Source organism: Pseudomonas machongensis, from assembly GCF_034961125.1.
GTDB classification, from domain to species: domain Bacteria; phylum Pseudomonadota; class Gammaproteobacteria; order Pseudomonadales; family Pseudomonadaceae; genus Aquipseudomonas; species Aquipseudomonas machongensis.
The window spans coordinates 73,714-96,279 of the sequence record NZ_JAYFUI010000037.1; the positions used below are offsets into that span (position 1 = coordinate 73,714).

The window sequence follows — 22,566 nt, forward strand, 5'->3', positions numbered from 1 at the left end:
AGCAGGCTTGCCCGCGAAGAGACCAACCCGACCGCAAGCCCTTACAACGGCGGCACCGCCCAGTTGATGGGCTCCAATCCGCGCTGCTGCAGGAAGCCGTTGGTCCGGCTGAAATGCCCGCAGCCCAAGAACCCGCGATACGCCGACAACGGTGACGGATGCACCGACTTGAGCACCAGATGCTTGGTCCCGTCGATCAGCTTCTGCTTGCTCTGCGCATGGGCCCCCCACAGCAGGAACACCACGTTCTCGCACTGCTCGCTGACCAGCTCGATGATGCGGTCGGTGAAGAACTCCCAGCCCTTCTTGGCATGCGACGCAGCATTGGCACGCTCGACGGTCATGGTGGTGTTGAGCAGCAACACCCCCTGCTCGGCCCAGCTCTGCAGGTAGCCGTGATTGGGGATCGGCAGGTTCAGGTCGCGCTGCAGCTCCTTGTAGATGTTCACCAGCGAAGGCGGCGTCGGCACGCCCGGCTGCACCGAGAAGCACAGACCATGGGCCTGGCCGGGGCCGTGGTAAGGGTCCTGGCCGAGGATCACCACCTTCACCTTGTCCAGCGGCGTGGTGTTGAGGGCGTTGAAGATCAGCGGCCCAGGTGGATAGATCTCCTTGCCCGCGGCATATTCCTGGCGCAGGAATTCGCGCAGCTGCTGCATGTAGGGCTTGTCGAACTCGGCACGCAATGCGGCCTTCCAGCTAGGTTCGAGCTTGATGCGATCGTCGTCGGTCATGGCGCCATCCTGAATCAGAGTGGGCGCGACACTAGGAAAGCCGCCCCGGCTTGTCAATCGCTCCGACCGGTGACAAGCACGATCGGCCAGGCAAGCCATACTTGTGCGACGACTTGCGCGAGGTTGTCCATGTCCATTCATTGCGAGGTACTCACCGGCGCCGATGGCGCCCGTATCGGCATCGCCACCCTGGATGCCGCCAAGACCCTGAACGCCCTGACCCTGCCGATGATCGAGATGCTCGATTCGCACCTGCGCGAATGGGCACGCGATCCGGGCGTGGTCTGCGTGCTGCTGCGCGGCGATGGCGAAAAGGCCTTCTGCGCAGGCGGCGATGTACGGGCGCTGGTACAGGCCTGTCGCGAGCATCCCGGCAGCGTGCCGCCGCTGGCGGCAACCTTTTTCGCCGCCGAATACCGCCTCGACTATCTGCTGCACACCTACCCCAAGCCGCTGTTGTGCTGGGGCCACGGTCATGTGCTGGGCGGCGGCATGGGCCTGTTGCAGGGTGCCAATGTACGCATCGTCACCCCCAGCAGCCGCCTGGCGATGCCGGAGGTGAGCATCGGTCTGTATCCGGATGTCGGTGCCAGTTGGTTCCTCAGCCGCCTGCCGGGCAAGCTTGGCCTGTTTCTGGCGCTGACCGGTGCGCCGATCAATGCCCGTGACGCCCTTGACCTGGGGTTGGCAGACCGCTTCCTCGGCGAGCCGCAGCAGGCGGCGCTGATTGAAGAACTGCTGCAACTGAACTGGCAGGAACAGACCGACCTGCAACTGAACAGCCTGCTCAGGGCCGAGCAGCATCGCGCCTGGGGCGAACTTCCCGAGGCGCAGTGGCTGCCCCGCCGCGCCGTGATCGATGCGCTGCTCGATATCGCTGACCCGGTAGCCGCCTGGCGGGCCGTGTGCGGCTTGAGACAACACGCCGATCCACTGCTGGCCAAGGCGGGCGAGCGCTTGCATGAAGGCTGCCCGCTCACGGGTCATCTGGTCTGGGAACAGCTTCACCGCGCCCGTCACCTGTCGCTGGCCCAGGTGTTCCAGATGGAATATGCCATGAGCCTGAACTGCTGTCGGCATCCGGAATTCAGCGAAGGGGTGCGTGCTCGCTTGCTCGACAAAGACAACCAACCGCGCTGGCACTGGCCGGATATCGGCAAGGTGCCAGCGGCGGTGGTCGACGCGCATTTCGCTAAAGTCTGGGAGGGGCGACACCCGCTGGCAGATCTGGGCTGATCCTATCGCTGCCAGTTGCGATCCCCGCGCCCCCGGTCCCTTTGCCCATTGGAATGCCAGCGATCATCCCGCCCACCACCACGATAGTCCTGGCGATCGCGGTCACGCCCATAGTCATAGCGCTGGCGGTTGCCGTAGTCATAACGCGGATTGCCATGCCACTGGTTCACCACCGGTGGCGTGTAGGGCCGGTAGTAAGGCGCCGGCGCTGGACGGTAGTAACGCGGTGCCGTCTGGTAGTAATACCGAGGCTGGGGCGCGACGTAGTAACGGTCCTGACGATAGTAGTAACCCGGGTAGGCGTACCGGTCAGCGGTGTAGTACTCGCTGCGGTAATGGCCCCCGCCCCCGTAGTATGGGGCGCAGGCACTGGTCATCAGGCCAAGCAGAACGACCAACAGGATTCGAGGGTACATGGCGGCCTCCTGGACCGCTGGATTGCCCGGCACAGCGGCGCTGGCGGACGTCGATCGCAACACGTTGATCGACACTGAGTAAGACAGTGCGCCCGAGATCCGGTGCCATTTGCGCAACAAATTGAAACAGACAGAACGATCCGGAAATACAAATGGACAGAGGCGCGACAAAAGCTGTCAGCAGATATACTGCGCGCCTCTGTGCAGATCTACCTCGAATACCCGGAAGCCCCCATGAACGACAGCCAGCGCTGCCCCGCCTGCGGCGCCGCCAACCAGTGCGCCCTGGCCGACCCGCGCAGTGCCACCCAGGCCTGCTGGTGTTTCAGCGTCAGCATCGACTCCGCTGTGCTCGAAGCGCTTCCCGACGAACTGCGTAACAAAGCCTGTCTGTGCCCTCGCTGTGCAGCAGTCGACGAACAGCTCAAGGCAGCCGACCAGCGGCAGCCTCTCTAAGACTTGTACGATGCGCCTGGATCGATTTCTCGCCAACTTCCCCCAGTACAACCGCCAGCAGGTGCGCGTGCTGCTGGTGCAGCGCCGTGTGTGGGTCGACGCGCAGCCGGTGATCGACCCGCGCCACGAGGTGCGCGAATTCAGCCGAGTCGAGGTCGATGAGCAGTTGCTGCAGGCCGGGCGCCCGGCACGCTACCTGATGCTGCACAAGCCCGCCGGTTGCGTCAGCGCCACCCGCGACCCGCAGCACCCCACCGTACTCGACCTGCTGCCGCCCGACCTGCGTGACGACCTGCACATTGCCGGGCGCCTGGACTACAACACCACCGGCCTGATGATCCTGACCAATGACGGCCAATGGTCACGCCGCCTGACCCAACCACGCACCAAGCAGGCGAAGATCTATCTGGTCGAGACCGAGGACGAAATCGGCGCGCACTACATCGACAAATTCCGCCAAGGCTTCTACTTCGCCTTCGAAGACCTCACCACCCTGCCCGCCCAACTCGACATTCTGGGCCCACGTAGCGCGCGGCTGGCGATCGTCGAAGGGCGCTATCACCAGGTCAAGCGCATGTTCGGCCACTTCGACAACAAGGTGATCGGCCTGCACCGCGAAAGCATGGGGCCGATCCATCTGGACCCGGCCCTGGCGCCAGGTGCGTTCAGGACGCTGACCGCCGAGGAAATCGCGGCGGTCTGAAGGTCGGCCTCAGGCGTTCTTCCTCACCCTGAACCACGCCGCATACAGCGCCGGCAGGAACAACAGCGTCAGCGCCGTGGCCACGATCAGACCACCCATGATCGCCACCGCCATCGGCCCGTAGAACACGCTGCGCGACAGCGGGATCATCGCCAGAACCGCCGCCAGGGCGGTCAGCACGATGGGACGGAAGCGCCGCACCGTGGCCTCGATGATCGCCTGCCAACGGTCCAGCCCAGCGGTGATGTCCTGCTCGATCTGGTCCACCAGGATCACCGAGTTACGCATGATCATCCCTGCCAACGCGATGGTGCCAAGCATCGCCACGAAGCCGAACGGCTGGCGGAACACCAGCAGGAACAGGGTCACACCAATCAGCCCCAACGGCGCGGTGAGGAACACCATCACCGTGCGCGAGAAACTGCGCAGCTGGATCATCAGCAAGCTCAGTACCACCACGATGAACAGCGGCATGCCCGCGTTTACCGAGCGTTGACCGCGCTGGGCATCCTCCACCGTGCCGCCGACTTCCAGCAGGTAGCCGTCGGGCAACTGCTCGCGCACCTGCTGCAGGGTCGGCAGGATCTGCTTGACCAGGCTGTCCGGCTGTTCCTTGTCGTAGATGTCGGCACGCACGGTCACCGTCGGCAGTCGATTGCGGTGCCAGATCACGCCCTCTTCGAAGCCGTACTCCAGCGTCGCCACCTGCGACAACGCCACGCTCTGGCCGTTGTCGGTCGGCAGCGCCAGGCTGCCCAGGCTACCCATGTCGCTGCGCTCCTCGCGGGTACCGCGCAGGAGGATCTCGATCAGTTCGTTGTCCTCGCGGTACTGGCTGACGGTGGTACCTGTCAGTGAACTCTGCAGGAAACTGGACAGGTGCGAGGTACTCACCCCCAGCGCGCGGGCACGGTCCTGGTCGATCGCCAGGAACACCGCCTTGCTCGGCTCCTCCCAGTCCAGGTGCACGTTGACCACATGCGGGTTCTCGCGCACCTTGGCCGCCACCTCGCGGGCCAGGGCGCGTACTTTCTCGATGTGCTCACCGGTGACCCGGAACTGTACCGGGTAACCCACGGGCGGACCGTTCTCAAGGCGCGTGACCCGCGAGCGCAATTGCGGGAATTCCTGCTCAAGGGTGGTAATGGCCCAGCTGCGCAGGGCTTCGCGGTCTTTGAGCGACTTGGCCAGCACCACGAACTGGGCGAAGCTCGCCGCCGGCAGTTGCTGATCCAGCGGCAGGTAATAACGCGGTGAGCCGGTGCCGACGTAGGCCACGTAGTTGTCGATACCGTCCTGCTGCTTGAGTAGGGCCTCCAGACGCTTGACCTGCTCGGCGGTATTGGCCAGCGAAGCGCCTTCGGCCAGCTTCAGGTCGATCATCAGCTCAGGCCGCGCCGACGCCGGGAAGAACTGCTGGGGCACGAAGCGGAACAGCACGATGCTGCCGATGAAAGCGGCAATGGTCAGCACGATCACGGTCTTGCGACGGCGCACGCACCACTCCACCACCCTGCGCACACGCTGGTAGAACGGCGTGGCATAAGGGTCGGGCGTATGCTCGCCATTGCCGTGACGCGCCGCATGGCGCTTGGCCAGGTCCGGCAGCAGGCGGTCGCCCAGGTAGGGGACGAACAATACCGCCGCGACCCACGAGGTCAGCAAGGCAATGGTCACCACCTGGAAGATCGACCGGGTGTACTCGCCGGTGCTAGACGCGGCCGTGGCGATCGGCAGAAAGCCCGCAGCGGTGATCAGCGTGCCGGTCAGCATCGGGAAGGCGGTACTCGACCAGGCATAGCTCGCCGCCTTGAGCCGGTCGTAGCCCTGCTCCATCTTGATCGCCATCATCTCGACCGCAATGATCGCATCGTCCACAAGCAACCCCAGGGCCAGTACCAGCGCCCCCAGCGAAATCTTGTGCAAGCCGATGCCGAAGTAGTGCATCGCGGCGAAGGTCATCGCCAGCACCAGCGGGATCGCCAGCGCCACCACCAACCCCGTGCGCACCCCCAGCGAGAAGAAGCTCACCAGCAACACGATGACCAGTGCCTCGACCAGCACCTGGATGAACTCGCCGACCCCAGCCTTGACCGCTGCCGGCTGATCGGACACCTTGCGCAGCTCCATGCCCGCCGGCAGGTTGTGCGCCAGGCGGGCGAACTCGGCTTCCAGCGCCTTGCCCAGTACCAGGATGTCACCGCCGTCCTTCATCGACACGGCAAGGCCGATGGCATCCTCGCCCATGAAGCGCATACGTGGCGCAGGAGGGTCGTTGAAGCCGCGATGGACTTCGGCGACATCGCCGATGCGGAAGGTTCGGTCGCCTACACGGATGGGGAACTGGCGAATCTGCTCGACGCTGTCGAAGCGCCCGCTGACCCGCAGCTGCAAGCGCTCACTGGGCGTTTCGAAGAAGCCCGCGGTGCTCACCGCATTCTGCTCGCGCAACGCCTGCTGCACCGCCGCCAGCGGCACCCCAAGGGTCGCCAGCTTGGTGTTGGACAGCTCGATCCAGATCTTCTCGTCCTGCAAGCCGATCAGCTCGACCTTGCCCACATCCTTGACCCGCTGCAGCTGGATCTGGATGCGGTCGGCATAATCCTTGAGCACCGCATAGTCGAAGCCTGCCCCGCTCAGGGCGTAGATATTGCCGAAGGTGGTGCCGAACTCGTCGTTGAAGAACGGCCCCTGCACCTCCGGTGGCAAGGTGTGACGAATGTCCGCGACCTTCTTGCGGATCTGGTACCACAGCTCGGGAATTTCGTTCGAATGCATCGAGTCGCGGGCCATGAACGTGACCTGGGACTCACCCGGACGGGAGAACGAGACGATCTTGTCGTACTCGCCGGTCTCCATCAGCTTCTTTTCAATGCGCTCGGTGACCTGTCGGGACACCTCTTCGGCGGTGGCACCAGGCCACAGCGTACGCACGACCATGGCCTTGAAGGTAAAGGGTGGATCTTCACTCTGCCCCAGCTTGGTGTAGGACATGGCGCCAATGGCCGCCAACAGGATCATCAGGAACAATACGATCTGGCGATTGCGCAGCGCCCAGGCGGAAAGGTTGAAACCCATCGGGACTTACTCCTTGATCGCCAGGTTCACCACACGGTTGCTGCGATCGACCGGCCGTACCTCCTGGCCTTCGCGCAGCACGTGGCCACCCGCGGCGACCACCCAGTCGCTGGCGCCCAGCCCTTCGAGCACCGGCACGCTGTCTGCGCCATAAGGGCCGAGACGCACGGGCGCACGCTCCAGTCGATTGTCCTTGCCAACCCGCCAGACATAAGCCTGGCCCTGCTCGGCAGTCACCGCCGACAGCGGCACCGACAGCGGCGAGTGTTCGGCGTGGGCGATGTACACCTTGGCACTCTGGCCCAGCTCTGCCGGGGCTTGCGTCGATGTGAAGGCGATTCGCGCAGCGAAGGTGCGCGAGCGTGGATCGGCCGCCGGCGACAGCTCGCGGATACGTCCCTCGAAGCGTTGCTCGGGGTGCGACCACAGTTCGACACTGACCGCCTGCCCTACCGAGAAACGCGCGAACTGTTGCTCGGGCAGGCCGATGGCCACCTCACGTTCGCCATCGGCGGCCAGGGTGAACACTGTCTGCCCCGCCGCAACCACCTGGCCGACTTCGACCTGGCGCTTGGCGATCACCCCGTTCTGCGGCGCCCGCAGCACCGCGTATTCGGCCTGGTTGCCGGCCACGTCGAATTCGGCCTTGGCCTGCTTGAGGCGGGCAAGACCTGCACGGTAGAGGTTCTCGGCATTGTCGAACTGGGAATGGCTGACCATCTGCCGGTCGAGCAGCTTCTGGTAACGGTCGCGTTCGGCCCGCACCAGCGACAGGTTCGCTTCGGCGGCCGCCATCTGCGCGCGGTTGGCCTCCAACTGCAGGCGCACATCCTGTGGATCGAGCTCGGCCAGTGGTTGGTCGGCCTTGACCCGCTGCCCTTCCTCGACCAGGCGCTTGCTGACCTTGCCACCAATACGGAACGCCAGTTCCGGCTCGAACCTGGCGCGTACTTCGCCCGGATAGCTGTCGGCCGAGGCGCCGGTGGGCTGGGGCTGGATCACCAGTGCCGGACGCGGGGCCGCGGGTGCAGCAGCCTCCTGGCCGCAGGCAGTGAGCAGCAGAAGGCAGGCAAGGGGCAGGACGAGGGGCGACGCACGACGCAACATGATGGAAGACCTTTCGCAGAGGACGCATCGAATAATTATACGGGCGGGTATATTAAGTCAGCGAAACGACTCCGGGAAGCAGGTGCATGAGAGAAAAATGTATTTGCGCCGCGACGTGCGTAGCAGCCGCGAGCCGCGCGACCCGGTACTATGAGCGCTTCATCAGACAGACACGGATTCCAATGCCCATCGACGCACCCACAGGCCCTGGCCGGCCCAAGGATCTCGCCAAGCGCGAGGCCATCCTCGAAGCCGCCAAGTCGCTGTTCCTCAGCCTTGGCTATGCCAACACCAGCATGGATGCGGTCGCTGCGGCGGCAGGTGTTTCAAAACTCACGGTCTATAGCCACTTCAACGACAAGCAGACACTGTTCGGTTCGGCAGTCATGGCTACCTGCCAAACGCAGTTGCCCGACCTGATCTTCGAGCTGCCCGAGGGGGTGCCGATCGAAGAGGTGCTGCTCAACATCGCCCGAGGCTTCCAGGCACTGATCAGCAGCGACGAGTCGGTCAAGCTCACGCGCCTGATCATGGCCCTGGGCAGCCAGGACCCGGGGCTTGGGCAGTTCTTCTACGAGGCGGGGCCCAAGCGGGTGCTGGCCGAGATGGAGGCGTTGCTGCGCTGTGTCGACGAGCGTGGGTTGCTGCGGATCGAGAATCCGTTGCGCGCCGCCGAGCATTTCTTCTGCCTGATCAAGGGCGCTGCCGATTACCGCCTGCTGCTGGGCTGCGCACCGCCGCTGGCCGGAGAGGAAGCCGAGCAGCATGTGCGCGAGGTGGTTGGGGTGTTCATGCGGGCGTATGGCAGTTGCGGGTAGGGGTCATGCTTTTTAAGGGGGTTGCGTAGAGGCTGACAGGTGCTAGTCGAAGGGGTTTTAGCGCCTATGAGATCGAGCGCCGCCCGCGCGGCGCTCGATCTTGTAGGCGCTGAAAAACTTCAGGCAAGCACCTGTCAGCCCTCACGCAATCACATTGCAAACACCTTGGAAAGCCATGCTCAAGAGCTGGCTTACCCTAAGCCTTCAACGCCTTCTTCGGATAGATATCATAGCGGCTGGACTTGCCTTCCAGGCTATGGCTCGGCTTTGGCCCGTCGATGATCGGCGCCTTGCGCGGGCGCTTGACCACCACCCGGTGGCTGGCCAGCGCCAACGCCGCCTCCAGCAGTGCAGGAGCATCCAGGTCGTCGCCCACCAGCGGGCGGAACACGCGCATTTCCTTCTTCACCAGCGCGCTCTTGTCACGATGCGGGAACATCGGGTCAAGGTAGATCACCTGCGGCGCCTCGCCCTGCCAATCGCGCATGCGCTCGATGGCGTTGCCGGTCAGCAGGCGCATGCGCTCGACGATCGGCGCCACTTCGGCATCCAGGCGCCCACGCGCCAGGCCATCCTCGAGCAACGCAGCAATCAGCGGCTGGCGTTCGATCAGGGTCATCTGGCAGCCCAGACTCGCCAGCACGAAGGCATCCTTGCCCAGGCCCGCAGTGGCATCGAGCACCTGGGGGCGAACGCCTTGGGCAATACCGACCGCCTTTGCGATCATCTGTCCATTGCCGCCGCCGAACAGGCGCCGATGCGCCGCCTGCCCTTCGACGAAATCTACCCGCACCGGGCCGGGGGCCTGCGGGCCCAATTGCTGGATCTGCAGACCATCAGCACCGATTTGCACAGCGAACTCCGCCGCGTCATCCACCTGCGGCAGGCCCAGACGCTGCGCCCATTCCTGTGCCTGCGCCTGGAACGACGCCGACAGCGCCTCGACCCTGATACCTGTGCCCTGCTCTTGCTCTGCCATCCGATCCCGCACTCGAAAAAATTAATGAAACCCCGGCCACGGCCGATAAAAGCTCTATCCGCTATTCTGCCAGAGCACAACGCGCGCGACTGCCATGTCAGATACTCTTCCCATCGGTTTGACCTACCTGTCGCCAGTCGGCAACTACGGTCGCCAGAATACCCAGGCACTGGGCGGCGTCAGCCACCTGTGGCAGGACTTCTTCGCCCGCGCGATGGCCGAGCAGTCCGCAGAAGAGCAGGACAGCTTCAGCCAGGCATTGACTCGCCAGTACGACAAGGACAGCGGCGAGCCACTAGGTGGCGCCAAGGCGCTGGCATTGATCGAAATTCAGCGCGCGCTGCCGGTTCAGGATACCGAGGTGCGTCCGCCCGAGCCGCTGTTCCTGCCCAAGGCGGAACTGGAAGCCAACCTGCTGGAGCCGGCCCCCGAACCCTTCAGCGCCAGCGAACTGATCGAGCAGCAGCGCCAGCTCGACCTCAACGGCAGTTGGCTGCGTCCGCTGGTGATGAACCAGGGCCATCCTTCGCCCGAGCCGGGCCCGGCGCCTTCGCCGCGTCCGCTGCACCTGCCGATCGCCGAACTGGAAAAGTACCTGCTAGAGCCGGCCCCGGAACCCTTCGACGACGCAACCCTCGCCAAACAGCAGACCGACCTGGAGTTCGACACCCACTGGGCGCGCCCGGTGGTGCTGAACAACGTGCGCGTACACGCCTGAATCAGCGACAGACCTGCCACCGCCCCGCATCCAGATGAAAGTGATTGGCGTGGGCGGCGTTGTAGTCAGGCCCAAGCACCGTACTGAAGCTCTCGCAGGCCGCGTCGCGCACTTCGCGCAGGAATTGCGCCTTCGTCCCGCCCGCCTGCCAGTCTCGCGCGAGCACGATGCGCTGGCCATCCTTCAGACGAAAACCGCTGATGTCCAGGGCATTGGCCGTCGCGTGCTGGCTAAGCCGCCCCTGCTCGCGATGATAGACATTGCGACAGGCAAAGCTGCCCAGGTGATCCACCTGTGCCACCGACTGGCCGAACACACGCTGCGCCGCAGGCTGCAGGCCGTGAGTCTCGAACAGCGCATAGGCCACCGCCAGCGGACAACTGGCGAGAAAGCTGCTGCTCAACCGCGCCTCGCCAGCTTCGATACGCCATACGTTGCGTAACGGACAACGCGCCGTTTCCGGACTGTCGGCCTGTTCCCGATAACGCAGCGCGGAGGTTTGCAGTGCCTGTCGACACAGATCCGGGTCGTCACGCAGGCGTGACAGCTTGTAGGCCGTCAGCAGGTTCGGCGGCTGACGCACATCGAGCGCCGCCCAGGGGTTCCACGCCGCCGGGGGGCGCCATCCGAGATACCAGGCAACAGCGCCTGCGACCATCAGCCCGCCCAACAGCGTCGCCAGCAAGCGCATGGCCGATCAGCGTCGGAACAGATCGTTGAGCTGGGCGAACGGCACCGCCTGCTCGCCGTAAGCGAAGGTGCCCTGGTCGCGGATCTCCAGCGCCGCACGCTGCAACGCCCCCAGCGCCGCCCTGGCCATTGATGAACCCACACTGATGCGCCGCACACCCAGGTCCTGCAACTGGTTTACCCCCAGCGGCACGCCTGCCATGCCCATCAGCACGTTGACCGGCCTGGGCGCAACTGCCTGCACCACTGCCCGTATCTCATCGACGCTGCGCAGGCCTGGGGCATAGAGCACATCGGCACCGGCCTCGGCGAACGCCTGCAGCCGCTTGATGATGTCATCCAGGTCCAGGCGCCCGTGCAGCAGGTTTTCTGCGCGGGCACAGAGAGTGAACGGGAAAGGCAGGCTGCGGGCCGCCTGCACTGCAGCGCGTACGCGCTCGACGGCCAGGCCGAAGTCATGGATGGGGGAATCGCGCCGACCGCTGGCGTCCTCGATCGAGCCGCCCACCAACCCGGCCTCGGCGGCACGCAGGATGGTCTGCGCGCAGTGTTCGGGCAGGTCGCCGAAACCGTTCTCCAGGTCTGCGGCCACCGGTAGGGGTGTGGCATCAACGATGGCCTGGGCGTTGGCCAGGGTTTCATCGAGGCTCAGAGCGCCCTCAGCATCAGGACGGCCCAGACTGAAGGCCAATCCTGCACTGGTCGTGGCCAGTGCCTCGAAGCCCAACGCAGCCAGCAGCTTGGCGGACCCGGCGTCCCAAGGGTTGGCAATGACGAAGGCGCCATCACGCTCGTGCAACATCTTGAAGGCTTCGGCTCGCAGGGTTTGCACATCCATGATCAGGTCTCCGGCAAGGTCTGGGGGTCAGAGTAATCCCAGTTGTTCGACCTCAGGTGCGCGCGGCAATTCCGGCAAGGCCGCCAGGCCCGGCAACCGCACCATGAGGCGCTGGTGAAAGTGCTGGGCCAAGGCTGCGGCCAGGCGGTTGTCGGAGGTGTGCAGGAAAATGTACGGGCAACGCCCCTCCTCGATCCAGCCGGCGACCTTGTCTACCCAGGGTGTGAGAAAGCTGTCGTTGGCAGCCAACTCCGGATGACCGATGAAGCGCACCTGCGGGTGCTGGCTGAAGGCGGCCGGACGCGGCGGCACCTTGGGCTTCTTGGCCTGCGCGTGCAGCACCGCCGGGTCGCGCGACGTGCAACTGAACAGTGCCCGCGGATCCAGGCAGATCCGCTCCACACCGCGCTCATGCAACAGTCGATTGAGCAGGCGCTCTTCATCGCCACGGGCGAAGAAGGCATCGTTGCGCACCTCGACAGCCACTGGCACACCGATCTCGTCGAGAAAGTGACTCAGCTCCGCCAATCGGGCCGGGCCGAACAGCGCTGGCAGTTGCAGCCAGTAGGGGGTTACTCGCTCGCCCAGCGGCGCCAGCAGGCGGGTGAAGTCCAGCGCGGATTCAAGCTGATCACGCAGATCGCCCGCATGGCTGACGTCACCGGGAAACTTCGCAGTGAAGCGAAACCGCTGGGGCATGACCTGGGCCCAGCGCTCCACCGTGGCGGGCGCAGGACGGGCGTAGAAGGTGGTGTTGCCCTCGACCGCATTGAACACCTGGCTGTACAGGCCAAGGTATTCAGCAGGGCGGGCGTCGGCGGGATAGAGGTAGTCGCGCCAGGCGTTCTCGCTCCAGGACGGACAACCGAGGTGATAAGGCAGAGGCGATGGATTCATCCATCAAATGTACAGGTCCAACCCCAGCACTTCCATCTCCCAATCGGTGAAACCGGCGGTGCTGAGGTAACTGGCCAGCGCGGTGGCGGTGCGTCGGTCACGGGCGCGGGGGAATACCATGTCCTGCTGACGCGCAGGCAGGCCGGCGCTGCGGCGGTTGGCGCGGGCAATCTGCTCGGCTTCGTCGTCTTCGACGTCCTCGATTACCTGTGCATCGTCGATGCTCTCGTCGCGCACCAACGCCTTGCGCGGGGCACGCTTGACCGGATAGGACTGTGAGGAGAAACCGTCGATGCGCATGATGGGTGCACTCAGGAGCAATGATGGCAATCTAGCAGCATCAGGCTTCCATCACCAATGCGCGTGTGATAACTGGACCACAGTTCGCGCAAAAGGTTTTATCTCGAACGGCAATAGCCGACGAACTGCACTCAGCGCGCCTTGGGCGTAGCGACGTTATCGCGCAGATAGACCGGCTGCGCCTGTTCGGCTGCAACCGCCTCGCCACGCGCCCAGGCATGACCGGCCAGGCTGAGGATATCCAGGGCATGCGGCAGGGCCTGGGCATCGCAACGCTCGACCTGCACCGCCAGACGCTCGCCATAACCCCAGCCAGTGCCGGCACCGAACCACTGGCCGGCCTGGGGCAGTGCCACCCGCTCAGGGGCGATCACCCGCTCCTGATCGAGCAGGCGCATTTCGCCATCGTGCGCCTGGTAGCAGCCCCAGTACACTTCGTCCATGCGCGCATCGATGGCCGCGGCCACCTGCTGCACACCCTGTTGGCGCAACGCCCCCTGGGCCAGGGCGGCGAGGTTCGACACCGGCAGCACCGGCCGTTCGAGGGCGAACGCCAGCCCCTGGACCACACCGATGGCGATGCGCACACCCGTGAAGGCCCCAGGCCCACGGCCAAAGGCGATGGCATCCACTGCAGTCAGGGCGATACCGGAGTCGGCGAGCAACTGCTTGATCATCGGCAGCAGCTTCTGCGCATGCTGGCGCGGGATCACCTCGTAATGGCTGGTCACCTTGCCGTCATGCAGCAGGGCGACGGAACAGGCTTCGGTGGCGGTATCCAGGGCCAGCAGGGTGGTCATCGAACGTGTATCCAGGCGAAAGGGAAAAGAGCGGCAGTATAAACGACAACGGCCCGCAAGCGGGCCGTTGTAAAACGCAGGGGCCGATCAGCTCAGGGCTGCCAGCACCTTGGCGGTGATCGACTCGACCGAGCCGACGCCTTCGATGTGGGCGTACTTGGGCTTGCCGGCGTTGTCAGCCGACAGCTTCTGGTAGAAGTCCACCAGCGGCTTGGTCTGGCTGTGGTAGACCGACAGGCGGTGACGCACGGTTTCTTCCTTGTCGTCGTCGCGCTGGATCAGGTCTTCGCCGGTGACATCGTCCTTGCCTGCCACTTTCGGCGGGTTGTACTGGATGTGGTAGGTGCGGCCCGAGGCCAGGTGCACGCGGCGACCGGCCATGCGACCGACGATCTCTTCGTCGTCCACGGCGATTTCGACTACGGCATCAATGTCGACACCGGCAGCGACCATGGCTTCGGCCTGCGGGATGGTGCGTGGGAAACCGTCGAACAGGCAGCCCTTGGCGCAGTCTGGCTGAGCGATGCGCTCCTTCACCAGGCTGATGATCAGATCGTCGGAAACCAGCTGGCCGGCGTCCATGACTTTCTTCAGTTCCAGACCCAGCGGGGTGCCGGCCTTGACAGCGGCACGCAGCATGTCGCCGGTGGAGATCTGTGGAATACCGAACTTCTCGGTGATGAACTTTGCCTGAGTACCTTTACCGGCCCCGGGAGCTCCCAGCAGAATTACGCGCATCTTGTGCTCCTCATATTTTTTTATTGCAAATCAATGGATTCGGCGTTCAGGGCCAAGTCCGGAAAATCGGATCAGACCGAAAAATCGGTCAAAAGGCTGATCAAGATACACAGCGCCCGGCAGCCAGACAAGCGTTCCAAAATTGCACGAAAGCCCATCTGGCGCCGTTCTGCCGAGCAGGTTGCACCCATCGCAACCTACCCCGATACACCCCGTGCCTGCACCACCGTGCAGCCCGGTGCGGCGCTGTCCGACGGCCTCAGCCGGTGTTGCGCAAACCGGCGGCAATACCGGCCACGGTCACCAGCAGGGCCTGCTCCAGCGGGCTGTCCAGAGCGGCTTCGCGCACCCGCGAACGGGCCAGCAGCTCGGCCTGCAGGCGGTGCAGCGGGTCCAAGTAGGTGTTGCGCAGGCTGATGAATTCCAGGGTCTCCGGGCTGTGTGCCAGTAGCACCGGCTGGCCGGTGAGGCCCAACACCACCTGGCACGACTGCGACAATAGGTCGCGCAGATGCGCACCCAATGGCAGCAGCGCCGGTTGCACTAGACGTTCGTCGTAGGCCCTGGCGATTTCCGCATCGGCCTTGGCCAGCACCATCTCCAGCATGTCGATGCGGGTGCGGAAGAACGGCCACTGCTCACGCATCTGCCCCAGCAGCTCACCCTGGCCGCGCGCCAGGGCATTGCTCAGCGCTGTTTCCCACCCAAGCCAGGCCGGCAGCATCAGGCGCGTCTGGGTCCAGCCGAAGATCCACGGGATGGCCCGCAGGCTTTCGATGCCGCCCGCCCGGCGCTTGGCCGGCCGACTGCCTAACGGCAGGCGCCCAAGTTCCTGCTCCGGGGTGGATTGACGGAAGTACTCGACGAAATCGGGGTTCTCGCGAACCACCGCGCGATAAGCCTTCACCCCATCGGCGGCGAGCTGGTCCATGAGTTCGCGCCAGGCAGGCTCGGGCGGTGGCGGCGGCAGCAAGGTCGCCTCAAGCACCGCCGCCAGGTAGAGATTGAGGTTCTGCTCGGCGATTCCCGGCAGGCCGAACTTGAAACGGATCATCTCGCCCTGTTCGGTCGTGCGGAAACGCCCCGCCACCGAACCTGGCGGTTGGGAAAGGATCGCCGCATGGGCCGGGCCACCGCCACGGCCGACGGTGCCGCCACGGCCGTGGAACAACAGCAGTTCGACTTGGTGTTCGCGGCAGATGCGCACCAGGTTTTCCTGCGCCCGGTACTGCGCCCAGGCTGCCGCCGTGGTCCCCGCATCCTTGGCCGAGTCCGAGTAACCGATCATCACCTCCTGCGGCCCGTGCAGGCCGGCACGGTAGCCCGGCAGGCCGAGCAGTCGTTCCATCACCGGGCCGGCGTTGTCCAGGTCGGCGAGCGTTTCGAACAGCGGTACCACGCGCATCGGCCGGGTCAGGCCGGCCTCCTTGAGCAGCAGTTGCACAGCCAGCACATCCGATGCTGCGCCAGCCATGGAGATGACATAGGAGCCAAGCGATGCCGCTGGTGCTGCAGCAATCTCGCGGCAGGTGGCAAGCACCTCGGCAGTCTCGGCCTCGGGCTGGAAATGCGCGGGCAACAGCGGCCGACGATTCTTCAGCTCGGCCTGGAGGAAGCTCATGCGCTGTTCTTCGTCCCACTCGGCATAACGCCCGAGCCCCAGGTACTCGGTGATCTCCGACAGCGCGTCGCGGTGCCGGGCCGCATCCTGACGCACGTCCAGGCGCACCAGGAACAGGCCGAAGGTCACCGCCCGGCGCAGGCAGTCGAGCAACGGGCCGTCGGCGATCACACCCATGCCGCAGTCGTGCAGCGACTGATAGCACAGTTGCAGTGGTTCGATCAGTTCACGATTGTCGGCGAGCACGTCCGCACCGGCAGGCTGCGGACCGGCCAGCGAGGCATGGGCCCAGGCCCGGGTGGCACGCAGGCGATCGCGCAGTTGCTTGAGGAAGGCGCGGTAGGGCTCGGCGCTGTCACCCACCTTGGCGCGCAGGGCGTCACTGGCCTGTTGCATGGACAGTTCGGCGGCGAGGTAGTCGATATCGCGCAGGAACAGGTCGGCCGCCATCCAGCGTGCCAACAACAGCACCTCGCGGGTGACCGGGGCAGTGACGTTGGGGTTGCCATCGCGGTCGCCGCCCATCCACGAGGCGAAACGCACCGGCGCCGCCTCCAGCGGCAGGTGCAGGCCCGTGGCCTCGAACAGCGCCTTGTCGACCTTGCGCAGGTGGCTGGGAATCGCCTGCCACAAGGAATGCTCGATCACCGCAAAGCCCCATTTGGCCTCATCGACCGGCGTTGGCCGGGTGCGTCGAATCTCCTCGGTGTGCCAGGCCTCGGCGATCAACCGGCGCAGGCGCTCACGCACCTGCTGGCGCTCGGCCGGCGTGAGGTCGCGATGGTCCTGTGCGGCAAGCTGCGCGGCGATGGCATCGTACTTCTGGATCAGCGTACGCCGCGCCACTTCGGTGGGGTGGGCAGTGAGTACCAGCTGGATGTCCAGCTTGGCCAGTTGCCGGGCCAAGGCATCGTTGCCATGCCCTGCCTGCTTGAGGCGCGCCAGCAACTCGGGCAGAGCACGGTCCTCGAACGGCGCCGGTTGGTCGGCGCCACGGCGATGGATCAACTGGTACTGCTCGGCAATGTTGGCCAGGTTGAGGAACTGATTGAAGGCCCGGGCAACCGGCAACAGGTCATCGTCTGCAAGATCGCCGAGGGTGGAGCTCAACTGCTCGGCCGCGCCACGGCGATCGGCCTTGGCGCTGTGACGGATATCCTCGATCTTCTGCAGGAATGCCTCGCCATGCTGCTGGCGGATGGTCTCGCCCAGCAGTTCACCCAACAGATGGACATCCTCACGCAAGCGCACATCGATATCGGTCATTGGCTCTCCTCATCGCGCGGTCCACCCGCGCCGCCGCCCAGGTCATTGCCCAAGAGTGCCCATAGGCGCCCCCGCAAGGCAAGCCGGGATCGGCCAATGCAACTAAAGTGAAGAGACGGCCCTCACAGCTCATGCCATGGTTTTACAGAGGTCATCATGAAAATCCGCGAGCTCGCACAACATTGGGAACAGAACGCCGCCGGCACCCTCAGCCCCACCGGGCACCACCTGCACCTGGACCTGGAGTCCGAAGCGCGCCTGGCAGCCTTGGTCGAGATGTACCCCAAGCGCACCACCGAAGAATTGCTCGGCGAACTGGTTGCCGCCGCGCTCGAAGAACTCGAAGCCAGCTTCCCCTACGTGAAGGGCCAGCAGGTGATCGCCACCGATGAAGAGGGTGATCCGCTGTACGAAGATATCGGCCCCACGCCACGCTTCCTCAGCCTGTCGCGGCGGCATCTGCACGACCTCAGCCACACGCCTCCCAAGCGCGACGCTTGAGCTGGAAGGCCCGCGAATACTGCCGCGCACGGCAATAGTTCCGTAGGAAAAGCACTGACTGACCAGTCAGAAATAATTACGAAGCCTACGCAACTTTTTCTGAACTATTCTGAAAATGCTCAAGTCGGAGCCAATAGCCATCACGCAAAAACCCTGCACGCATGGTGTTTGGCTTCGGACTCGAGCACATGCGTATGTCAGGGAGCGATGGACTGCCACGGACATCGTTATCAGGAGTGATCCAATGGAGTTGACCACCATGAAGACCCGCACCGAAAAATTCCCGTCCAACTCTCTGCGCGGGCTCAAGCTGGCCGCGCTGGCGCTTGGCAGCAGCCTGGTACTGGCTGGCTGTGCTGGCAACCCGCCGACCGAGCAGTACGCGGTGACCCAGTCTGCCGTGAACTCTGCCGTCAGCGCAGGCGGCACCGAGTTTGCCGCCGTGGAGATGAAAGCGGCGCAGGACAAGTTCAAGCAGGCGGAAATCGCCATGCATGACAAGAAGTACGACGAAGCCAAGCGACTGGCCGAACAGGCCGAATGGGACGCCCGTGTTGCCGAGCGCAAGGCACAGGCAGCCAAGGCCCAGAAAGCCGTGCAGGATGCCCGCCAGGGCGTTCAGGACGTACGTGAGGAAGGCCTGCGCAGCGCCCAGTGAGGCCTGTCCGGTATTCCCCTGCCTTCGTTATCGATCAAAGGATGAACACACTGCGCAATTACGTAATGATCCCTGCCCTGTTGGCTCTGAGCGTCGGTCTGGCTGCGTGCTCGCACGACCCGAACGCCAACCTCGAATCGGCCCGCACCAACTTCTCGGCGCTGCAGAGCGATCCGCAGGCGAGCAAGCTGGCAGCCCTCGAGACCAAGGATGCCCAGGACTGGCTGAACAAGGCTGACAAGGCCTACATGGACCGCGAAGACGAGAAGAAGGTCGATCAACTGGCCTACCTGACCAACCAGCGTGTCGAAGTCGCCAAACAGACCATCGCCCTGCGTACCGCCGAAGCCGATATCAAGAATGCGGCGGCGCAACGCGCCCAGGCCAAGCTGGACGCCCGCGACGCGCAGATCAAGAAGCTGCAGGACAGCCTCAACGCCAAGCAGACCGACCGCGGTACGCTGGTGACCTTCGGCGACGTGCTGTTCGACTTCAACAAGGCTGACCTGAAGAGCAGCGCCCTGCCGAACATCACCACCCTGGCCAACTTCCTCCAGGAAAACCCGGAGCGCAAGGTGATCGTCGAGGGCTATACCGACAGCGTCGGTTCGGCCAGCTACAACCAGGGCCTGTCGGAGCGTCGCGCCGAAAGCGTGCGCCGTGCGCTGCTGCGTGCCGGCATCGACCCGTCCCGCGTGGTCGCCCAGGGCTATGGCAAGGAGTATCCGGTCGCGGACAACTCCAGCAACTCGGGCCGTGCGCAGAACCGTCGCGTGGAGGTGACCATCTCCAACGACAACCAGCCAGTTCAGCCGCGTTCTACCATGCGCTGATACAGGTTACGTGAGTGACATGAAAAACCCGCCTTGATGGCGGGTTTTTCATGTCTGGGGAACAGCGATGGGTCACTGCACCTGCTGCGGCGTGTCCTGGCCCATGCAGCGGATCGCCCGCTTGCGGTTGTCGACCAGCACGCCCGTCAGGCCCTTCTGCTGGGTGTCGAACAGCACCAGAACACCCTCGACGCACTGCGCCACCTGCGGCGATGGATCGAGAGAAACCCGATAGTCTTCGCCCGGGATGGTCTTGAGCATGGTGTAGTCCTGCAGCAGCAGGGCGTCCTCGGGCTTGGCGAAATGCAGGTAGCCGTAGTACCACAAGGCACCCACCGTCACGATGATGCTGCCGACACCGGTCAGGATCAGCGGGATGGCGTTGCGTTCTTCACTCATTGCTCATTCTTCTCGTCAGGGTAGTTCGGGACTTCCGCCAGTCGGCGCAGGCCGTTGAAGCGGCTGGGGTCGTCGAGGAAGCGCAGCATCACCTGACGCCAGGTCGGGTCGGCGAAGGTCTGCACATGGTCGCCGCGGGTCAACTGCAACACGCGGGGCGGCGGGGCATGCTGGTACAGGCGGATACCGTTGGCCATGGGCACCAATTTGTCATCGATGCTGTGGAAGAACAGCTTGGGCGGGCTGTCCAGGCGTTCGATGGAGTGGATCGCGCTGTCAGCGTCCGGCACCAGCCACGACAGCGGCACCTGAAGCGGCCAGGTCATCCACGACGTGCTCAGGGCGAAACGCCCGACGTCGCGGTAACTCGCCGGTACGCCATCGAAGACCAGCGCACTGAAACGCTGGCGCTGCTCGGGATGGCCGGCCAGGTAATGGATGGCCATCGCACCTCCCAGGCTCTGGCCGAGCAGCACCAGCGGCTTGCCCTGTGCCTCGGGCGCCTTGCCCAGCCAGTCCAGCGCAGCGTCGATATCCTCGTAGACCGCCGGCAGTGTCGGCGTGCCCTGGGACAGGCCATAGCCGCGGTAATCGATCATCAGAACCTGATAACCCTGCTCGGGCAGCCAGTAACTGCCACCCAGGTGCCAGGCCAGGTTGCCACCATTACCGTGCAGATGCAGCACCGTGCCCTTGACCTCGACGCCCGACTTGGCCGGCAGCCACCAGCCATGCAGGCGAGTGCCATCCTCGGTGGTCAGCGTGACATCGCGGTATTGCAGGTGCGCTCGCTCGGGGGTGAACGGCTGGCCCGGCTCTGGATAGAACAGCAGGCTGCTGCAACCGGCCAGGCACGTCAGTCCGAGCCCGAGCAACAGGGTGCGGCAACGCTTAGAGAATGTTCGCGTAGTCGGCTTCAATGCGATCCAGGCTCAGGTGATTGAGGAAGTTGGAGAAACACATCCAGGCCGACAGCGCGTTGAGGTCGCGGAACTGTTCGGGCAGGTACTTCGGCGGTTCCACCAGGCCCTCCTCGACCAGTTGGCGCAAGGTGCGCATGTCTTCCAGCGTGGTCTTGCCGCAGAACAGCAGCGGAATCTGCTCCAGCTTGCCCTTTCTCACGGCCAACTGAATGTAGTTGTAAACCATGATGAAGCCCTTGAGATAGGACAAGTCCTTGGTAAACGGCAGGCCATTGGGTACCGAACCGCGGAATACCCGGCTGGCATTACCATAGCTTTCGGCCATCTCGAAGCCCTGGCCACGGAAGAACTCGTATACCTGCAAAAAATCGGCGCCCTGCTCCACCATGTGGATGGCGCGGGTGCGGTTGGTCAGCTTGCGCAAGCGGCTGGGGTAGGAGGCGAAGGCGATCACCTCCATGAGGATGGCCAGGCCCTCCTGGGTCACGGTCGACGAGGGCGGCCCCTTGGCCAGGAAAGTGCAGATCGGCTGGTTCAGGCCGTTGAGCGTTGTGCCCACGTGCACCAGCCCCTCGTGGACTTCCAGCGCGCGTACGTCGCGGCTGTTGAACATGGCATCGGCGCGCACCTTGATGTAGTCGGCACCGGCCGCCGCATCGGCGACGATGCCATCGGACTCGAACACGCGGATGGTTTCTTCTGCCTCGCCGAAGACCTTGTTCAGGCGGCGCTGGAGGATTTCCACCGCCTCCTTGGCCGTGAGGTTTTTCGGCTCGTCCTTCAGGTCACCACGACCATCGATGTTGTTCAGGTAGTCCGAGAGCATCAGCCCCAGGTCGGCCAGGGTCGGGTCACCCGCGTGGAACGCGTCGGAAGCGGCGCCGTAGAGCTCCTGGGAAATCAGGCCGAAGTCCTCGGTGCCGCGCGCTTCGAGCATGCGCACCACCATGCGGTATTCGCGGCACATGCGCTTCATGATCTGCCCGACCGGGTTGAACTGGCCGAGCTGGCGGATGATGTCGCGCTCGATGGCCTGGAACTCGGCCTTCACCGCGCTGGAGTCGAACGACAGCGGACGGTTCTGGTAGTAGGCACGGTCCACCGCAGGCGGCTCCTTGCCCTTGGCCTTGAAAAAGCCCTGGCGAATGCCGTCGTCCCATTTCACCGCGTCCAGGACCCGGATCGGGGTCTGGGCCGCGACGATACGGTCGGACAATGCGCGTATGGTTTGCTGGTATTCGTCCACCGGGGACTCCTTGTAAGGCCCTATTCGCGGGCAAGCCCGCTCCCACAGGTACGCGGTATCCGCTATTTGCCGGCCCGCTGGAACCGCGCCACCTCGACGAACAGGTCGGAGTTGGCCGGATCATCGAGGTAGGCCAGCACCCGCTCGGCGGGGCTGTCGATCAGCACACCCGGTCCGTTATCCTCGGGCACCTCGGTGCTGCGTCCGCTCAACTCCTTGTTGTTTACAGCCTGCTGGACCTGCTCGACGTCAAGGTTGTAGACCACCAGCTGCTTGCCGTCGACGACCTCGAAACCGCCAATCAGGAACTTGCCCCCCAGCCGCTTGGGCACGCCGGCCGACAGGTACCAGCGGTTGCCATGGCGCGACACACTGAAGGTGTATTCCTCGGCGGCCTTGCCCTGCGTACGGGCCACGGCCTTGTAGGTGTTACCGCCGACGCGGCTGATGGTCAGCTTCAGTGGCTGGCCCCAGGCATCCTTGCTGCTCCATTGGCCCAGCAAGGCCTTGGGGGCCGGCTCATTACTGGCCAGCGGTTCGTCGAAGGTCACCAGACACCCGCCCAGCAGCAGGAACGACAAGGTCAACAACAGCACACGCCAGGCTTTCAT

At 64.4% G+C, this 22,566-nt stretch carries 24 protein-coding genes; 8 read left to right on the forward strand and 16 right to left on the reverse strand.

What is annotated here, in order from left to right:
• Window positions 1–41: 41 nt before the first annotated feature.
• The gene (gene ung / locus VA602_RS02025) at window positions 42–734 is read right to left on the reverse strand and encodes a uracil-DNA glycosylase (protein WP_323452342.1); all 693 of its coding nucleotides are present in this window, start codon (window positions 732–734) and stop codon (window positions 42–44) included.
• Window positions 735–863: 129 nt separating this feature from the next.
• Here ung and VA602_RS02030 point away from each other — a divergent pair, with 129 nt between their 5' ends.
• The gene (locus tag VA602_RS02030; RefSeq protein ID WP_323452343.1) at window positions 864–1,970 is read left to right on the forward strand and encodes an enoyl-CoA hydratase/isomerase family protein; all 1,107 of its coding nucleotides are present in this window, start codon (window positions 864–866) and stop codon (window positions 1,968–1,970) included.
• Between the two features lie 2 nt (window positions 1,971–1,972).
• Here VA602_RS02030 and VA602_RS02035 read toward each other — a convergent pair whose 3' ends face one another.
• Window positions 1,973–2,386, reverse strand: coding sequence for a hypothetical protein (locus tag VA602_RS02035; protein ID WP_323452344.1), 414 nt, complete (start codon window positions 2,384–2,386; stop codon window positions 1,973–1,975).
• A gap of 234 nt (window positions 2,387–2,620) precedes the next feature.
• On the opposite strand from VA602_RS02035, the gene VA602_RS02040 reads away from it, so the two are divergent.
• Window positions 2,621–2,842 (forward strand): cysteine-rich CWC family protein, encoded by a 222-nt coding sequence (locus tag VA602_RS02040; RefSeq protein WP_153773982.1) that lies wholly within the window; start codon window positions 2,621–2,623, stop codon window positions 2,840–2,842.
• 10 nt (window positions 2,843–2,852) lie between these two features.
• Window positions 2,853–3,545, forward strand: a complete 693-nt coding sequence (locus VA602_RS02045) for a pseudouridine synthase (RefSeq protein ID WP_323452345.1) — start codon at window positions 2,853–2,855, stop codon at window positions 3,543–3,545.
• Window positions 3,546–3,554: 9 nt separating this feature from the next.
• On the opposite strand, the gene VA602_RS02050 is transcribed toward VA602_RS02045, so the two are convergent.
• Both VA602_RS02050 and VA602_RS02055 read right to left on the reverse strand, forming a co-directional pair.
• Complete coding sequence (locus VA602_RS02050; protein ID WP_323452346.1) at window positions 3,555–6,623, reverse strand: efflux RND transporter permease subunit; 3,069 nt, start codon at window positions 6,621–6,623, stop codon at window positions 3,555–3,557.
• Between the two features lie 6 nt (window positions 6,624–6,629).
• The gene (locus tag VA602_RS02055) at window positions 6,630–7,730 is read right to left on the reverse strand and encodes an efflux RND transporter periplasmic adaptor subunit (protein ID WP_200603177.1); all 1,101 of its coding nucleotides are present in this window, start codon (window positions 7,728–7,730) and stop codon (window positions 6,630–6,632) included.
• 182 nt (window positions 7,731–7,912) lie between these two features.
• On the opposite strand from VA602_RS02055, the gene VA602_RS02060 reads away from it, so the two are divergent.
• Window positions 7,913–8,548, forward strand: a complete 636-nt coding sequence (locus VA602_RS02060) for a TetR/AcrR family transcriptional regulator (RefSeq protein ID WP_054891858.1) — start codon at window positions 7,913–7,915, stop codon at window positions 8,546–8,548.
• Between the two features lie 196 nt (window positions 8,549–8,744).
• On the opposite strand, the gene VA602_RS02065 is transcribed toward VA602_RS02060, so the two are convergent.
• Entirely contained in the window at window positions 8,745–9,527 is a 783-nt protein-coding gene (locus VA602_RS02065) for a class I SAM-dependent methyltransferase (RefSeq protein ID WP_054895053.1), read from the reverse strand.
• A gap of 94 nt (window positions 9,528–9,621) precedes the next feature.
• On the opposite strand from VA602_RS02065, the gene VA602_RS02070 reads away from it, so the two are divergent.
• Window positions 9,622–10,245 carry a hypothetical protein gene (locus VA602_RS02070; protein WP_054895054.1) on the forward strand — a complete coding sequence of 208 codons (624 nt, stop codon included), beginning with the start codon at window positions 9,622–9,624 and terminating at the stop codon, window positions 10,243–10,245.
• 1 nt (window position 10,246) lies between these two features.
• Here VA602_RS02070 and VA602_RS02075 read toward each other — a convergent pair whose 3' ends face one another.
• The 7 genes from VA602_RS02075 to ppc all read right to left on the reverse strand — a co-directional run bounded on the left by VA602_RS02075 (window position 10,247) and on the right by ppc (window position 17,395).
• On the reverse strand, window positions 10,247–10,936 hold the full coding sequence (locus VA602_RS02075) for an extensin-like domain-containing protein (protein ID WP_153773979.1): 690 nt from the start codon (window positions 10,934–10,936) through the stop codon (window positions 10,247–10,249).
• Between the two features lie 6 nt (window positions 10,937–10,942).
• Entirely contained in the window at window positions 10,943–11,773 is an 831-nt protein-coding gene (locus tag VA602_RS02080) for an isocitrate lyase/PEP mutase family protein (RefSeq protein WP_323452347.1), read from the reverse strand.
• A 27-nt stretch (window positions 11,774–11,800) separates the two neighbouring features.
• A complete protein-coding gene (locus VA602_RS02085; RefSeq protein ID WP_323452348.1) occupies window positions 11,801–12,670 on the reverse strand; it encodes a DUF72 domain-containing protein in 870 nt (289 codons plus the stop codon).
• A 3-nt stretch (window positions 12,671–12,673) separates the two neighbouring features.
• The gene (locus VA602_RS02090) at window positions 12,674–12,970 is read right to left on the reverse strand and encodes a hypothetical protein (protein ID WP_054895058.1); all 297 of its coding nucleotides are present in this window, start codon (window positions 12,968–12,970) and stop codon (window positions 12,674–12,676) included.
• 131 nt (window positions 12,971–13,101) lie between these two features.
• A complete protein-coding gene (gene tsaB / locus VA602_RS02095; protein WP_323452349.1) occupies window positions 13,102–13,770 on the reverse strand; it encodes a tRNA (adenosine(37)-N6)-threonylcarbamoyltransferase complex dimerization subunit type 1 TsaB in 669 nt (222 codons plus the stop codon).
• An 87-nt stretch (window positions 13,771–13,857) separates the two neighbouring features.
• Window positions 13,858–14,508: an adenylate kinase gene (gene adk, locus VA602_RS02100; RefSeq protein ID WP_063543342.1), complete on the reverse strand. Its 651-nt coding sequence runs from the start codon at window positions 14,506–14,508 to the stop codon at window positions 13,858–13,860.
• 259 nt (window positions 14,509–14,767) lie between these two features.
• The gene (gene ppc / locus VA602_RS02105; protein ID WP_112897578.1) at window positions 14,768–17,395 is read right to left on the reverse strand and encodes a phosphoenolpyruvate carboxylase; all 2,628 of its coding nucleotides are present in this window, start codon (window positions 17,393–17,395) and stop codon (window positions 14,768–14,770) included.
• A gap of 156 nt (window positions 17,396–17,551) precedes the next feature.
• On the opposite strand from ppc, the gene VA602_RS02110 reads away from it, so the two are divergent.
• From VA602_RS02110 to VA602_RS02120, 3 genes are all read left to right on the forward strand, one after another.
• Window positions 17,552–17,896: a pilin assembly protein gene (locus tag VA602_RS02110; RefSeq protein ID WP_323452350.1), complete on the forward strand. Its 345-nt coding sequence runs from the start codon at window positions 17,552–17,554 to the stop codon at window positions 17,894–17,896.
• Between the two features lie 244 nt (window positions 17,897–18,140).
• Window positions 18,141–18,554 (forward strand): DUF4398 domain-containing protein, encoded by a 414-nt coding sequence (locus tag VA602_RS02115; RefSeq protein WP_054895063.1) that lies wholly within the window; start codon window positions 18,141–18,143, stop codon window positions 18,552–18,554.
• A gap of 50 nt (window positions 18,555–18,604) precedes the next feature.
• Window positions 18,605–19,387, forward strand: a complete 783-nt coding sequence (locus tag VA602_RS02120) for an OmpA family protein (RefSeq protein WP_054895064.1) — start codon at window positions 18,605–18,607, stop codon at window positions 19,385–19,387.
• A gap of 72 nt (window positions 19,388–19,459) precedes the next feature.
• Here VA602_RS02120 and VA602_RS02125 read toward each other — a convergent pair whose 3' ends face one another.
• The 4 genes from VA602_RS02125 to VA602_RS02140 form a co-directional block, all read right to left on the reverse strand.
• Window positions 19,460–19,786, reverse strand: coding sequence for a hypothetical protein (locus tag VA602_RS02125; RefSeq protein ID WP_063543336.1), 327 nt, complete (start codon window positions 19,784–19,786; stop codon window positions 19,460–19,462).
• Complete coding sequence (locus VA602_RS02130) at window positions 19,783–20,706, reverse strand: alpha/beta hydrolase (RefSeq protein ID WP_323452351.1); 924 nt, start codon at window positions 20,704–20,706, stop codon at window positions 19,783–19,785. Before VA602_RS02130 ends, VA602_RS02125 begins: the two co-directional genes overlap by 4 nt.
• Window positions 20,678–21,955, reverse strand: coding sequence for a flavohemoglobin expression-modulating QEGLA motif protein (locus VA602_RS02135; RefSeq protein ID WP_054895067.1), 1,278 nt, complete (start codon window positions 21,953–21,955; stop codon window positions 20,678–20,680). Before VA602_RS02135 ends, VA602_RS02130 begins: the two co-directional genes overlap by 29 nt.
• 62 nt (window positions 21,956–22,017) lie before the next feature.
• Window positions 22,018–22,566 (reverse strand): LolA-like protein, encoded by a 549-nt coding sequence (locus VA602_RS02140; RefSeq protein ID WP_054895068.1) that lies wholly within the window; start codon window positions 22,564–22,566, stop codon window positions 22,018–22,020.

Bases quoted from the DNA above. Each gene is read 5' to 3' on its own strand.
- VA602_RS02115 (WP_054895063.1), top strand. From the start codon at position 18,141: ATGGAGTTGACCACCATGAAGACCCGCACCGAAAAATTCCCGTCCAAC.
- tsaB (WP_323452349.1), bottom strand. From the start codon at position 13,770: ATGACCACCCTGCTGGCCCTGGATACCGCCACCGAAGCCTGTTCCGTC.
- VA602_RS02110 (WP_323452350.1), top strand. From the start codon at position 17,552: ATGAAAATCCGCGAGCTCGCACAACATTGGGAACAGAACGCCGCCGGC.
- VA602_RS02045 (WP_323452345.1), top strand. From the start codon at position 2,853: ATGCGCCTGGATCGATTTCTCGCCAACTTCCCCCAGTACAACCGCCAG.
- VA602_RS02040 (WP_153773982.1), top strand. From the start codon at position 2,621: ATGAACGACAGCCAGCGCTGCCCCGCCTGCGGCGCCGCCAACCAGTGC.
- VA602_RS02060 (WP_054891858.1), top strand. From the start codon at position 7,913: ATGCCCATCGACGCACCCACAGGCCCTGGCCGGCCCAAGGATCTCGCC.
- VA602_RS02030 (WP_323452343.1), top strand. From the start codon at position 864: ATGTCCATTCATTGCGAGGTACTCACCGGCGCCGATGGCGCCCGTATC.
- VA602_RS02090 (WP_054895058.1), bottom strand. From the start codon at position 12,970: ATGCGCATCGACGGTTTCTCCTCACAGTCCTATCCGGTCAAGCGTGCC.
- ppc (WP_112897578.1), bottom strand. From the start codon at position 17,395: ATGACCGATATCGATGTGCGCTTGCGTGAGGATGTCCATCTGTTGGGT.
- VA602_RS02035 (WP_323452344.1), bottom strand. From the start codon at position 2,386: ATGTACCCTCGAATCCTGTTGGTCGTTCTGCTTGGCCTGATGACCAGT.
- VA602_RS02085 (WP_323452348.1), bottom strand. From the start codon at position 12,670: ATGAATCCATCGCCTCTGCCTTATCACCTCGGTTGTCCGTCCTGGAGC.
- VA602_RS02055 (WP_200603177.1), bottom strand. From the start codon at position 7,730: ATGTTGCGTCGTGCGTCGCCCCTCGTCCTGCCCCTTGCCTGCCTTCTG.
- ung (WP_323452342.1), bottom strand. From the start codon at position 734: ATGACCGACGACGATCGCATCAAGCTCGAACCTAGCTGGAAGGCCGCA.
- VA602_RS02075 (WP_153773979.1), bottom strand. From the start codon at position 10,936: ATGCGCTTGCTGGCGACGCTGTTGGGCGGGCTGATGGTCGCAGGCGCT.
- VA602_RS02140 (WP_054895068.1), bottom strand. From the start codon at position 22,566: ATGAAAGCCTGGCGTGTGCTGTTGTTGACCTTGTCGTTCCTGCTGCTG.
- VA602_RS02050 (WP_323452346.1), bottom strand. From the start codon at position 6,623: ATGGGTTTCAACCTTTCCGCCTGGGCGCTGCGCAATCGCCAGATCGTA.
- VA602_RS02070 (WP_054895054.1), top strand. From the start codon at position 9,622: ATGTCAGATACTCTTCCCATCGGTTTGACCTACCTGTCGCCAGTCGGC.
- VA602_RS02125 (WP_063543336.1), bottom strand. From the start codon at position 19,786: ATGAGTGAAGAACGCAACGCCATCCCGCTGATCCTGACCGGTGTCGGC.
- VA602_RS02080 (WP_323452347.1), bottom strand. From the start codon at position 11,773: ATGGATGTGCAAACCCTGCGAGCCGAAGCCTTCAAGATGTTGCACGAG.
- VA602_RS02065 (WP_054895053.1), bottom strand. From the start codon at position 9,527: ATGGCAGAGCAAGAGCAGGGCACAGGTATCAGGGTCGAGGCGCTGTCG.
- adk (WP_063543342.1), bottom strand. From the start codon at position 14,508: ATGCGCGTAATTCTGCTGGGAGCTCCCGGGGCCGGTAAAGGTACTCAG.